This window comes from Pseudomonas sp. SDO5215_S409 (assembly GCF_054071325.1).
In genome coordinates this window covers 132412-144360 of record NZ_JBSVWN010000001.1, presented here as the reverse complement: position 1 = coordinate 144360, position 11949 = coordinate 132412, and the positions used below count along the sequence as shown (strand labels likewise).

General features: G+C 63.9%; 13 protein-coding genes. 6 read left to right on the top strand and 7 right to left on the bottom strand.

Annotated elements, in window-relative coordinates; all coding sequences use genetic code 11:
- The first annotated feature begins 40 nt into the window (after nt 1-40).
- From ACW9H9_RS00360 to xylB, 3 genes are read left to right on the top strand one after another with little or no spacing between them, the layout of a single operon-like run.
- Nucleotides 41-982 (top strand): ABC transporter substrate-binding protein, encoded by a 942-nt coding sequence (locus tag ACW9H9_RS00360; RefSeq protein WP_457341026.1) that lies wholly within the window; start codon nt 41-43, stop codon nt 980-982.
- Nucleotides 983-1012: 30 nt separating this feature from the next.
- A complete protein-coding gene (locus ACW9H9_RS00355; protein WP_457341027.1) occupies nt 1013-2005 on the top strand; it encodes a LacI family DNA-binding transcriptional regulator in 993 nt (330 codons plus the stop codon).
- A 4-nt stretch (nt 2006-2009) separates the two neighbouring features.
- Nucleotides 2010-3476, top strand: coding sequence for a xylulokinase (gene xylB, locus ACW9H9_RS00350; protein ID WP_457341028.1), 1467 nt, complete (start codon nt 2010-2012; stop codon nt 3474-3476).
- 18 nt (nt 3477-3494) lie between these two features.
- On the opposite strand, the gene ACW9H9_RS00345 is transcribed toward xylB, so the two are convergent.
- The 5 genes from ACW9H9_RS00345 to ACW9H9_RS00325 all read right to left on the bottom strand — a co-directional run bounded on the left by ACW9H9_RS00345 (nt 3495) and on the right by ACW9H9_RS00325 (nt 6661).
- Nucleotides 3495-3626: a hypothetical protein gene (locus tag ACW9H9_RS00345; protein WP_457341029.1), complete on the bottom strand. Its 132-nt coding sequence runs from the start codon at nt 3624-3626 to the stop codon at nt 3495-3497.
- A 57-nt stretch (nt 3627-3683) separates the two neighbouring features.
- The gene (locus tag ACW9H9_RS00340) at nt 3684-4487 is read right to left on the bottom strand and encodes an aldo/keto reductase (RefSeq protein ID WP_457341030.1); all 804 of its coding nucleotides are present in this window, start codon (nt 4485-4487) and stop codon (nt 3684-3686) included.
- A gap of 11 nt (nt 4488-4498) precedes the next feature.
- Nucleotides 4499-5263: a signal peptidase I gene (lepB, locus tag ACW9H9_RS00335; RefSeq protein ID WP_457341094.1), complete on the bottom strand. Its 765-nt coding sequence runs from the start codon at nt 5261-5263 to the stop codon at nt 4499-4501.
- Nucleotides 5260-6120, bottom strand: a complete 861-nt coding sequence (locus tag ACW9H9_RS00330; RefSeq protein ID WP_457341031.1) for an NmrA family NAD(P)-binding protein — start codon at nt 6118-6120, stop codon at nt 5260-5262. The genes lepB and ACW9H9_RS00330 overlap by 4 nt, the downstream gene beginning before the upstream one ends.
- A 100-nt stretch (nt 6121-6220) precedes the next feature.
- Nucleotides 6221-6661, bottom strand: a complete 441-nt coding sequence (locus tag ACW9H9_RS00325; RefSeq protein WP_457341032.1) for an Lrp/AsnC family transcriptional regulator — start codon at nt 6659-6661, stop codon at nt 6221-6223.
- A 130-nt stretch (nt 6662-6791) separates the two neighbouring features.
- Here ACW9H9_RS00325 and ACW9H9_RS00320 point away from each other — a divergent pair, with 130 nt between their 5' ends.
- The 3 genes from ACW9H9_RS00320 (at nt 6792) to ACW9H9_RS00310 (ending at nt 9441) form a co-directional block, all read left to right on the top strand.
- Entirely contained in the window at nt 6792-7685 is an 894-nt protein-coding gene (locus ACW9H9_RS00320; RefSeq protein ID WP_457341033.1) for a DMT family transporter, read from the top strand.
- A gap of 78 nt (nt 7686-7763) precedes the next feature.
- The gene (locus tag ACW9H9_RS00315; RefSeq protein WP_457341034.1) at nt 7764-8669 is read left to right on the top strand and encodes an extracellular solute-binding protein; all 906 of its coding nucleotides are present in this window, start codon (nt 7764-7766) and stop codon (nt 8667-8669) included.
- Nucleotides 8641-9441, top strand: a complete 801-nt coding sequence (locus tag ACW9H9_RS00310) for an ABC transporter permease subunit (protein ID WP_457341035.1) — start codon at nt 8641-8643, stop codon at nt 9439-9441. Before ACW9H9_RS00315 ends, ACW9H9_RS00310 begins: the two co-directional genes overlap by 29 nt.
- On the opposite strand, the gene ACW9H9_RS00305 is transcribed toward ACW9H9_RS00310, so the two are convergent.
- A complete protein-coding gene (locus ACW9H9_RS00305; RefSeq protein ID WP_457341036.1) occupies nt 9413-11401 on the bottom strand; it encodes a peptidase U32 family protein in 1989 nt (662 codons plus the stop codon). The genes ACW9H9_RS00310 and ACW9H9_RS00305 overlap by 29 nt on opposite strands.
- 125 nt (nt 11402-11526) lie before the next feature.
- Nucleotides 11527-11907: a RidA family protein gene (locus ACW9H9_RS00300; protein WP_457341037.1), complete on the bottom strand. Its 381-nt coding sequence runs from the start codon at nt 11905-11907 to the stop codon at nt 11527-11529.
- Nucleotides 11908-11949 lie beyond the last annotated feature (42 nt).

The following is an 11949-nucleotide window of genomic DNA, read 5'->3' as shown; positions in this document are numbered from 1 at the left end:
TCCAAACGCTGTTCTCAACAACAATCACAAGAGAGCCACTATGAACTTCAAACGCATGTTCCCTGTTGTCGCCTCCCTGGGCCTGGTCGCGCTGATGTCCCAGGCTGCCCATGCCCGTGACTTGAACGCCGTCGGCATCAGCATGGGGTCGTTGGGCAACCCGTATTTCGTGACCCTGGCCGACGGCGCCACGGCGCGGGCCAAGCAACTGAACCCCGCTGTAAAAGTCACCTCGGTGTCGGCCGACTATGACCTGAGCAAGCAGTTTTCGCAGATCGACAACTTCATTTCGTCCAAGGTCGACCTGATCCTGATCAACGCCGTCGACCCGTCGGCCATGGCCTCGGCGATCAAGAAAGCGCGTGACGCCGGGATCGTGGTGGTGGCGGTGGACGTGGACGCCAAGGGCGTCAATGCCACCGTGCAGACCGACAACGTCGAAGCGGGCAAGCTGGCGTGCCAGTTCATCGTCGACAAGCTCTCTGGCCAGGGCAACGTGATCATCCAGAACGGCCCGCAAGTGACCGCCGTGACCGACCGTGTCAAAGGTTGCCAGGCGGCGTTCGCGGCGGCGCCGGGCATCAAGGTGCTGTCCGATGACCAGGACGGCAAAGGCTCGCGTGAAGGGGGCCTGAACGTGATGCAGGGCTACCTGACCCGCTTCCAGAAAATCGACGGTCTGTTCGCGATCAACGACCCGCAAGCCATCGGCAGCGACCTGGCGGCCAAGCAGCTCAAGCGCAAGGGCATTGTGATTACCTCGGTGGACGGCGCGCCGGATATTGAAAACGCGCTGAAGACCGATACCCTGATCCAGGCCTCGGCCAGCCAGGACCCTTGGGCCATGGCCCAGACCGCCGTGAATGTGGGTAACGACCTGCTCAATGGCAAGGCGCCGGAGCAGGCGGTGACGTTGCTGGTGCCCAAGTTGATCACCCGTGACAACGTTGCCAGCTACAGCGGCTGGTCGAGCAAACACTAAAAACAGCAGCCATCACAGGGAGTAAGCACCGTGGTCACCATGGAGGATGTGGCGAAGATCGCCGGCGTGTCGACGTCGACCGTCTCCCACGTATTGAACGGCACCCGCAAGGTCAGCCCGGCAACGGTGCAGGCGGTACAAGGGGCGATCCAGCAGTTGGGTTACATCCCCAACACGCTGGCGCGCTCCCTGGCCCGCTCGAGTACCAACACGATTGGGGTGGCCATCTCGGCGCTGTCCAACCATTACTTCAGCGAGACGGTGCACGCCATTGAAACCGAGTGCGCCAAGCACGGTTACATGATGCTGTTCGTCGACCCGCACGATGACCCCGAGCACGAACTGCAAGTGGTCACCGCGCTGCATCACCGGCGGGTGGACGGCATTTTGCTTGCGCCGTCCACCGGCTCTCTGGCCCTGGATTATTTGCAGGCCAACGAGATTCCGGCGGTGCTGGTGGACCGCATGACCGGTGGCGACTTTGACCAGGTGGGCGTGGAAAACACCCGCTCCACCGAAGCATTGATCGCCCACCTGATTGAACACGGGCACCGGCGTATCGGCTTTATCGCCGGGCGAGCGGGGCTGGGCACCACCGATGAGCGCGTGGCCGGTTACCGCGCGGCGCTGGCGGCGGCGGGGTTGGCGTTTGACCCGCACTTGCTGGTCAATGGCGGCTCCAGCAGCGAACCGGCACGCCACGCCACGGCGCAACTACTGGCCTTGACGTCGCCGCCCACGGCGATCATGGCGGGCAACAACCTGATGACACTGGGGGCGATGCAGGCCCTGCGCGAGGCACGTATCGAGGTGCCGGGGCAGGTGGCCCTGGTGGGTTTCGATGATTTTGACTGGGCCGACTTTTTCGTCCCGCGCCTGACCCTCATCGCCCAACCCGTGCAGGCGCTCGGCGCCCGGGCGGTGAACCTGCTGCTTGAGCGCATGGCCTGGCCTGCGCGCGACAAACACACTGTGCGCCTGACACCGGCGCTGAACATTCGTAATTCCTGTGGCTGCCCCTGACCTTATGAACACTCCCGTTTCCCTCGGCATCGACCTTGGCACCTCGGAACTCAAGGCAATATTGCTCGACGTGCACGGCGCCGTGCTGGCCCATGCCGGTGTGCGCCTGAGCATTTCCCGGCCCCATGCCGGCTGGTCCGAACAGGCGCCCGAAGACTGGTGGCAGGCGTGCCTCGAGGCGCTTGCGGCATTGCGCAGCGAGCAGCCGCACGCCTTTGCCCGCATCGAATGCATCGGGCTGTCCGGGCAAATGCACGGCGCCGTGTTGTTGGGCGAGGACGACCGCGTCTTGCGCCCGGCCATCCTGTGGGACGACTCGCGCGCGGTGGCCGAGGCCCAGGCGTTGGGGCGCGACTATGCCGACGTCACCGGCAGCCTGCCGATGGCGGGCCTTACCGCGCCCAAGCTGTTGTGGGTGCAGCGCCATGAGCCTGCGGTTTTCGCGGCCATCGACTGCGTCCTGTCGCCCAAGGACTACCTGCGTCTGCGTCTGAGCGGCGAGCGCATCAGTGAAGTGTCCGACGGCGCCGGTACGTTGTGGTTGGACGTGGCCAAGCGTCAGTGGTACGCGCCAATGGTCAACGCCAGCGGCCTGCAGCTGTCGCACATGCCCCGATTGGTGGAAGGCGGCGCCGCCAGCACGGTGGTGAAAAACGTCGCGGGGCTGCGTGACGGCACAGTCATCGCGGGCGGCGGGGGGGACAACCCGGTGGCGGCGGTGGGCATCGGCGCGGTCAACGCAGGCGATGCCTTCATCACCCTGGGCACCAGCGCGGCGATCGTCGCCATCACCGACCTGCCCGCCGGTCATCCCGCCAGCGCCGTGCACAGTTTTTGCCATGCACTGCCGGACCGCTGGTACACCATGGGCGCCATGCTGGCGGGCGCCAGTTGCCTGCGCTGGGTCACCCGGCTCACCGGGTTTACGGACGAGCAAACGCTGCTGGACCAGGTGCACGCCACATTGCCCCTAAAACAAGGCGTGCCGCTCAGCCACCCGTTGTTCTTGCCGTACCTGGCGGGTGAACGCACACCGCACAACGACCCGCTGCTGCGCGGCGGCTTCATGAACCTGGGCCACGACTGCACCCCCGCCATGCTCGCGTACGCCGTGATGGAAGGCGTGGGGTTCGGCCTGCTGGACGCCCTGAACGCCGTCCAATCGGCGGGCGCCCGAGTCAACGCTTGCGCCCTGGTGGGCGGCGGCGCCCGTAGCGAATACTGGGCGCAACTGCTGGCCAACCTGCTGCAACGGGAGATCTACACCCTGCACGGCAGCGAACTGAGCGCGTGCATCGGCGCCGCGAAGCTGGGTTTCTTGGCCAGCGGGCACGGGGCGCAGCAGATTCAGGCGGGCATGCCGGTCAAGGCACGGTTTACCCCTGACCCTGCACAGGCACACAGCCTGCAAGCGCGCTATCGAACATTTCAGGGGTTGTTGCCCGCGGCAAAATCAATGCATGAGGGGTGAGGCGGGGGCCTCCTTCATTTACATCGCAGCCTGGGCCAGCAACCAGTCACGCAACGCCTGCACTTTCGCCAGTTCGCCGCATTCGGGGCGGTACACCACGTAATACCCCAACGCCAGCGCACTCTTTACCTCGCCAAACGGGCGGATCACGAAACCCCGGTGTAGGGTGGCGTCACGGCCGGCCGCCTTTGAGGGCCTGATGTGAGGTCACGGCGCGTCCCACTGCGGGGCAAACGGGGGTTGCACGAACCGCTGGTCCTTGGGCAGACGGGCTATCGCCTCGCGGTCTTCGTCGTCCAGCCGCAGGCGCAGTGAATCGAGGTTGGCCTGTTGGCGCTCCCGGCCACGGGCCTTGGGGATGGCAACCACCCCTTGTTCACGCAACCAGGCCAGTGCGACTTGCGCGGCAGTGGCCCCGTGTTTGCGGCCGATCTGCGCAAGTATCGGGTCATCGGCCACGCGGCCTTGGGCCAAGGGGGCATACGCCACCTTCGCAATCCCTTTGGCCGTGAGGTAATCGAACAGCCGCTGCTGTGCCAAAAAGGGATGGTATTCCACCTGCACGGCCGCGATCGGTGCCTGCAAAATGTCGACGGCCTCGCGCAGCATGGGCAGGTTGAAGTTGCACACGCCCAGCGCACGGATGCGGCCGCTTTCGCGCAGTGACAGCAGAGCATTAATGATGCCGGGCAGGTCCATGCCCGGGGCGGGCCAGTGCACCATGTACAGGTCGACGTAGTCCACGGCCAGTTTGTCGATACTGCGCTCGAACGCTTGCAGCAGTGCCGACGGCTCCAACTGGTCGTGCCACACCTTGGTGGTCAAGAACAGCTCGTTGCGCGGGACGCCGCACTGCTCGATGGCCTGGCCAACGGCGCGTTCGTTGTCGTACATGGCGGCGGTATCGATGTGCCGATAGCCGAGCTCCAGCGCGCTTTCGACCACGGCGCGGCACTCGTCACCCGGCATGCGAAACGTTCCGAAGCCCAGGGCAGGGAGGTGGAGAGTCATGGAGAGACACCTCAGGTAATGGGGCCGATACGGCCCGGATGGTGGAGGTTGAGCCAGATGAAAAACGCCCGGCCTTCTATATTTTTTGCAGGAATGAAGCCCCAGTAGCGGCTGTCGGCGCTGTTGTCGCGGTTATCGCCCACACCGAAGTAAAAACCGCGCGGCACCACGCAGGTCACGCTGTTTGGCAGGTAGGTGCAGTTGTCACGGTGTGCGAACGCCCAGAGGGCGCGGTAGGGTTGCGCCTGCGTGACGTCCAGCAGAATGTCGTGGGGCCGTGTGCCCAGTACTTCGTGGTAGCGCATGCCGTCCTGCAACGTTGGCACTACCTGCTGGCCGTTGATGAACAGCTGTTGGTCCCGGTAGGCAACGGTATCGCCGGGCAGCCCGACGAGGCGCTTGATGTAATGAACACTGGGGTCGTGGGGGTAACGAAAGACGATGACGTCACCCCGTTGCGGTTCGCCCGTGCTCCACAGTTTCCAGCCGCTCACCGGCAGGCGCAGGCCGTAGCCAGACTTGTTCACCACAATAAAGTCCCCAGGCTCGAGCGTGGGCAGCATCGAGGCGGACGGAATCTGGAACGGCTCTATCACAAACGAGCGCACGAGCAACACCAGGGCCAGGACAGGAAACATCCCGGCGCTGCAAGCGACCCACCAGGGCGCGGCGGTGCCCGGCGTGCGTCTGGGGCCCAAGACCTTCCACTCCAGCAGCCACGCCACGCCCGACAGTGTGACAACCGCCAGCAAGGCCCGTGAAAAGTCCATGTTCAGGCCGTCTTCTGCGCCAGTTCGCGCAACACCTTGATCAGCGGGGTTTCGCCCCTGAGTACCGTGTCGCGCTCAAAGCAGATCCACTCTTCGTTGAACCCGTCGATCATGCGCATGCGCGGCAGCGGGTTTTGCGCGCCTTGTTCGTGAAACAGGGCTTGCCACTGTTCACGCGGTACGGCTTGAGCGGTGACCTCACGCCCCAGCACCTGGCTGAATGTGTGGGCAAGATCGTTGGGGCTGATGCGTTTGGGGCCCTCCAGTTCCACCACCCGGTGGCCCGCCCATTGCTGTTGCAACAGCTGGGCGGCGAGTGTGCCGACGTCGGCGGTGGCGACCATGGGCACGGTCTTGTCCAGTGGTTGCAGGAAGCTGTGGATCACCCCGTGTTCGCGGGCGCTGATCACGCTGAGGGCGGCGTTTTCCATGAACCAGCCAGGGCGCAGGAAGGTCACGGGCAGGTCGAGTTTGCCCAGCGCCTGTTCCATCAATGTGCGTTGGGTAAGCAGGTTGAGGTGTTCGGCCTGTGCGCCGATGGTCGACAGGCACACCACCCGTTGGGGGGCGGCGGTATCGAGGGCCTGGACGACGGCGTTGATCACGGCTTGCGCCTCGGGGAAACCTGGCGAAGGATCGAAGTCCGACGGTGGCAGGATAAAAACCCCGGTGGCCCCTGTGAATGCCCGGGTGAGCGCGGCGGCGTCGCGCATGTCGGCCAGGGCCACGTCACAACCCAGCGCCTCCCAGGCCTTGGCCTTGGCCGCGTCGCGGATCACCGCGCGTACGGGTTGCCGCTGCCCGAGCAGTTCGCGCGCCAACGCGCCACCGACTTTGCCGGTGATTCCGGTGATGACATACATGGTCTTTACGCCTGTGGTTGCAAAGGATGGAACCGAGCATAAACACAGTGGTGGATTGCAAAAATGGCCTTGGTGTCATGGCATCCGTGACCACGGGTCATCAATCATTGAGGGGCGGCAGGCGCCGTTTGACCGGGGTTTTCTTGACGATGGCGGTGTTGGTTTCGGCGTAGGCGTTGAGCCGGTCCAGCAAGGTGTCCAGCTGTTCCATGGAGCGCACGTGCAGGCGGGCGATGAAGCAGTCGTCGCCGGTGACTTTGTCGCACTCGGTGAACTCGGGAATCGCCTGGATCTGTCGCTCCACCTCCTGCAAGCGCCCGGGCAGGGGGCGGATGCGGACGATGGCTTGCAGCAGGTAGCCAAAATGCTTGGGGTCGATGTCCACGGTGTAATGTTTGAGCACGCCGCGTTCTTCCAGGCGTCGCAAGCGCTCGCCGACGCTGGGCGACGACAGGCCGGTGATGCCGGACAAGGCCTTGAGGGACAGGCGCGAGTCGTCCATGAGGGCGGCGATCAGTTGTTGGTCAATGCTGTCGATCATGGTGCCTCCTAAAGTGATTTGGCAGTTTTGCCTAACAAGTGTAGGCAAACGTCTGAATTTGCCTTTTTTGTGTTCTGGAATGACGGCCTGGCAGGTTGACACAATGGAGCCTCACTTGAGGAGCTTTATGATGGACAAGTCCGTACGTCGCGGGTCGTGGGAAATGGTCGGGGCCATGCTGATATCCGGCACCATCGGCTGGTTTGTGCTGGTGTCGGGCGTGCCCGTGGTAGCGGTGGTGTTCTGGCGCTGCGTGATCGGCGCACTTTCGCTGTTGCTGGTGTGCGGGCTGCTGGGCTACTTGCGCCGGGACCTGTTGAGTTACTCGACGGTGGGGCTGGGGATGTTGAGCGGGGTGGCCATTGTCGGTAACTGGTTGCTGCTGTTCGAGTCGTATTCAAGGGCTTCGATTGCCATCAGTACGGCGGTCTATAACGTCCAGCCGTTTATGCTGGTGCTGCTGGCGGCGGTGTTTCTGGGTGAAAAAATCACCGTGCAAAAACTCACCTGGCTGGCGCTGGCGTTCGCGGGCATGTTGGCGATCGTGACGGCGCACGGGAGCCTGTCCGGCAGCGGCGACGATTATGCCGTGGGCGTGTCACTGGCCTTGGGCGCTGCGTTTTTGTATGCGATTGCCGCGTTGATCATCAAGCGTCTCAAGGCCGTACCGCCGCACCTGATGGCGTTGATTCAAGTGAGCACCGGCGCCGTGTTGCTGGCGCCTTTGATGCAGTGGCAGGGCGTGTCGACCTCTGCGCAATCCTGGGCGGCCTTGTTGACGTTGGGCGTGGTGCATACCGGCCTGATGTACGTGTTGCTGTACGGCGCGATTCAAAAATTGCCGACGGCCATCACCGGTGCCTTGTCGTTTATCTACCCGATTGCGGCCATTGGGGTGGACTGGATCGCCTTTGGCCATCGCCTGGGCTGGACACAGTGGCTGGGGGTGGCGGCCATTTTGCTGGCAGCGGCGGGCTTGCAGCGGGGGTGGTGGTGGCGAGCCAAGGGGGCGGTGCCCGCTTAGTCGGGCAGGTTTCATGAAGTCGGGCTGAACGCTTCGCTACTATGCGCCGCTGTATATTTCTGTTTACAGCGAGCGCACATGTTGAAAAAACGCAGTGCAGGTCTTATCGGTAGCCTGCTGTTGTCGGTGGTACTTTCGGCCCAGGCCGATGGTGAGATCCATGTGACCTACGCAGGCTCCATGGGCGTGCTGATGGACAAGGCGCTGGGGCCTGCGTTTGCCGGGCGTGAACACCTCACGTACCAAGGGCAGGGCGAAGGCGCCTATGGGCTGGCGCGGTTACTGGCATCCAAGAGCCTGCTGGCGGACGTGTTCGTGTCCATCACACCGGGGCCGATCGAGGTGCTGCAACAGGCCGGGTTGGCGGACCATGCCGTGCCGGTGGCCAGCACCCGCATGGTGATTGCCTACAACCCCAAGAGTGCGTTTGCCGCGCAATTGGCGGCGGGCAAGACGCCCTGGTGGCAAGTGCTGCAAAGCCCTGGCCTGCGCTTTGGGCGCACCGACGCGGCCACCGACCCGCAGGGCCAGAACATTGTGTTTGCGGTGCAACTGGCCGAGCAGTATTACCACCAGCCCGGCCTGGCCCGGCGCATTTTGGGCGATGTACAGAACCCGCAGCAGGTGTTTGGCGAAGGCGGTCTGCTGACGCGCCTGCAAGCCGGGCAAATCGACGCGGCTTCCGGTTACGAAAGCGCGACCCGGTCGGCCCATCTACCCTATGTGACGCTGCCCGATGAAATCAACTTGAGCAACCCGGCCTTCAGTCAGGCCTGGTACAGCCAGACGAGCCTGCAATTGCCGGACAAGACCGGCCAGTTGCACACCCTCACGCCCCAGCCGCTGGTGTTTTATGCCGCGGTGCTGAAAAACGCCCCGCACCCGCAACAGGCCCAGGCATTTGTGAATTACCTGCAATCGCCCGAGGCGCAAACGCTGTTTGAGGCCAACGGTTATGGCCCGGCCAAGGGCCCGGCACTTTAACGTGCGCCAGGTGTGGACGGGCCTGCCCGCGCTGGTCTTGCTGGCGATACCCTTCGTGGCGCTGTGCGGTGCAACGTCGTGGACGCAGTTGCACCTGGCATACGGCGACTGGACGGCAGTGGGCGTGTCGTTGGGGTTGAGCGGTGTCTCGACAGTGTTGATCGTGATCCTCGGCACGCCGCTGGCCTGGTGGGTGGCGCGCACGGGCTCGGGTTGGCGGGGCGCGGTGGAGGCGTTGTTGTTGGTGTCACTGCTGACGCCACCGCTGGCCATGGGCATTTTGCTGGTTACGGCGTATGGCCCGTACGCCGGCCTTGGCGAAGCGTTGGCACGGCTGGGCATTTCCCTGAACAACAACCTGCCAGCGTTTGTGTTGGCGCAGGTTTATGGCGGGTTGGCGTATTACGTGCTGTGCGCGCGCTCGGCGTTTGAGTCGGTGCCGCGTGTGCTGGATGAAGCGGCGCGGGGCTTGGGTTGCTCGCCGGTCCAGGCGTTTTGCCGGGTCATCCTGCCGGTCACCCGGCGGGCCCTGGCCAACGCCTTGGCGATTGTCTGGGTGCGGGTGATCGGTGAATTCGGCATTGTGATGGTGTTCGCGTATTTCCCGCAGGGCATCCCGGTCAAGCTGTTCGTCAACCTGCAGAACGAAGGCGTAGACGCGGTCTACGCCTTGTTGTGGCTGTTGCTGCTGGTGACGCTGCCGTTTCCGTTGTGGTGCCTTTCGGTGCGCGGGCGCGAACGGATCAGTGCGGTGCGCGTGGGATGGTCTTGAGCAGGTCGTCGGGGCTGATGTAACCGACCACGCTGCCCGGCTGCGGCAGGCCAAGGATATGCCCTTTGATCTTGCCCACCACGTGCATCTCGCATGGCTTGCAGTCGAACTTGAGCGTGAGCACTTCATCCCCGTGGATCAACTGCATCGGCGCCACCTTGGTCCGCACGCCGGTCACACCCTTGGCCTGCTTGGGGCACAGGTTGAAGGAGAACCGCAGGCAGTGCTTGGTGATCATCACCGGCACTTCGCCGGTTTCTTCATGGGCTTCAAACGCCGCATCGATCAACTGCACGCCGTGGCGATGGTAGAAGTCGCGGGCTTTCTGGTTGTACACGTTGGCCAGAAATGACAGGTGCGACTCGGGGTACACCGGCGGTGGCGTGGTTTCGGCCTTGCGCCCGCCGCGTGGATGGGCCTTCACGCGGGCTTCGGTCAGCGCCTCGATCACTTCGCGGCGCAGCGCCTTGAGTTGCGAGTTGGGGATGAAGAATGCCTGCGGCGCGTCCAGTTCCACCGCGGTGGCGTGGTACTGGGTGGTGCCCAGCTGCCCGAGCAGGTCGCGCAACTGGTCCAGCGCCTGTTCCGGTTTGTTGGCCACGCCAAACGGACCGGGCAGGGCGACGCGGGCGGTGATGCCTTCTTCGCTGGTGGCGGTCAGTTGTAGTTGGTCTTCACGCAGCTGCGCTGTCCAGGCCACGCCGACACGGCGTTCGGCCGAGGTCTTGAGCAGTGCCTGTTGCCAGTTGTGGTCCAGGTTGCGGCTCAACGGATGGTTGGGCCGTACCTGGTACAGGTTGGCCGGCATTTCGTTGGGCTCTACGCGGTAGCGGTAACGCTTTTCGCCGTCTTCTTCGAACTCGCCCTTGGGTTCGGCGATGTTGGCGCGAAAGCCCGCCACTTCGCGCTTGATCAGCACGTTGAGGCCGTCACCGTTGGACAGCGGCTCATGGGTCACGACCATCAGGTCACGCTTGCCGACTTTTTCCACCACGCCCACCGGCAGGCCGGTGAACGTCGGGGTGTCAAAGGCGCCGATGTCGATCTTGCGATCGCTGACAAAGTAGTCGGTGCTGCCCCGGTGGAAGGTTTTTTCCGGGTCTGGCAAGAAGAAGTGCGCGGTACGCCCGCTCGAGGCACGAGCCAGGTCGGGGCGGTCTTCGAGGATCTCGTCCAGGCGCTGGCGGTAATAGGCCGTGATGTTTTTCACGTAGCCCATGTCCTTGTAGCGGCCTTCGATCTTGAACGAGCGCACACCGGCGTCTACCAGGGCGCGCAAGTTGGCGCTCTGGTTGTTGTCTTTCATCGACAGCAGGTGTTTTTCAAAGGCCACGACGCGGCCCTGGTCGTCCTTGAGGGTGTAGGGCAGGCGGCAGGCCTGGGAGCAGTCGCCGCGGTTGGCGCTGCGCCCGTTCTGCGCGTGGGAGATGTTGCACTGGCCGGAAAAGGCCACGCACAGCGCGCCGTGAATGAAAAACTCGATGGCGGCATCGGTTTCATCGGCGATGGCGCGGATTTCCTGCAGGTTCAACTCACGGGCCAGTACCAACTGCGAGAAGCCGGCCTGGTCGAGGAATTTGGCCCGGCCCAGGGTGCGGATGTCGGTCTGGGTGCTGGCGTGCAGCTCGATGGGCGGAATGTCCAGCTCCATCACGCCCAGGTCCTGCACGATCAGCGCGTCGACACCGGCGTCGTACAACTGGTGGATCAGCGTGCGCGCGGGCTCCAGCTCGTTGTCGTGCAAGATGGTGTTGATGGTGGTGAACACGCGTGCATGGTAGCGGCGGGCGAATTCCACCAACCCGGCGATGTCGCTGACGTCGTTGCAGGCGTTGTGGCGGGCACCAAAACTTGGGCCGCCGATGTACACGGCGTCGGCGCCATGCAAGATAGCCTCGCGGGCGATGGCGACATCGCGGGCAGGGCTGAGCAATTCCAGGTGATGCTTGGGCAAGGACATAGTTTTTTTAGTCAGGCTTGTCACGGTTGAGGCGCGCATTGTAGCCGTGAAACGCGCGGGGGGCATCCGTGAGTTGCCGGGCGGTGCTTGCCCCAAACAAGGGCGGGCGCCTGGCCCGCCGCAGCTCAGGCCTTGGCGGCCATGGCGGTGACTTCGACGCGCATGCCTTCTACCGCCAGCGCGGCCACGCCCACGGCGGCCCGTACCGGCCAGGGTTTGGCGAAGTAGCGTTTGTAGACCTCGTTGAACGCGGCGCGGTCGGCCATGTCGGTCAGGTAGATGGTCAGGTGCATCACGCGGTCGATGGAGCTGCCGGCGCGTTCCAATGCCACCTTCAGAGCTTGCAGAGTGCATTCGCTTTGCAGGGTGATGTCGCCCAGTTCCAGGCTGCCATCGGCGCGCACGGGGATCTGGGTGGAGACGAGGATGCCGTTGAAGCCGATCACGTCGCTGGAGATCGAGTCCGGGTCAAGGTCGGGGGTAAAGGACAGGTCGTGGTTGGCCATGGGAGTCTCGCGTTTAAAGGACGGCGCACATGGTCCCGGAAA

Bases quoted from the DNA above. Each gene is read 5' to 3' on its own strand.
- ACW9H9_RS00340 (WP_457341030.1), bottom strand. From the start codon at position 4,487: ATGACTCTCCACCTCCCTGCCCTGGGCTTCGGAACGTTTCGCATGCCG.
- ACW9H9_RS00330 (WP_457341031.1), bottom strand. From the start codon at position 6,120: ATGTATGTCATCACCGGAATCACCGGCAAAGTCGGTGGCGCGTTGGCG.
- ACW9H9_RS00325 (WP_457341032.1), bottom strand. From the start codon at position 6,661: ATGATCGACAGCATTGACCAACAACTGATCGCCGCCCTCATGGACGAC.
- ACW9H9_RS00300 (WP_457341037.1), bottom strand. From the start codon at position 11,907: ATGGCCAACCACGACCTGTCCTTTACCCCCGACCTTGACCCGGACTCG.
- ACW9H9_RS00320 (WP_457341033.1), top strand. From the start codon at position 6,792: ATGGACAAGTCCGTACGTCGCGGGTCGTGGGAAATGGTCGGGGCCATG.
- ACW9H9_RS00360 (WP_457341026.1), top strand. From the start codon at position 41: ATGAACTTCAAACGCATGTTCCCTGTTGTCGCCTCCCTGGGCCTGGTC.
- ACW9H9_RS00315 (WP_457341034.1), top strand. From the start codon at position 7,764: ATGTTGAAAAAACGCAGTGCAGGTCTTATCGGTAGCCTGCTGTTGTCG.
- ACW9H9_RS00310 (WP_457341035.1), top strand. From the start codon at position 8,641: ATGGCCCGGCCAAGGGCCCGGCACTTTAACGTGCGCCAGGTGTGGACG.
- ACW9H9_RS00305 (WP_457341036.1), bottom strand. From the start codon at position 11,401: ATGTCCTTGCCCAAGCATCACCTGGAATTGCTCAGCCCTGCCCGCGAT.
- xylB (WP_457341028.1), top strand. From the start codon at position 2,010: ATGAACACTCCCGTTTCCCTCGGCATCGACCTTGGCACCTCGGAACTC.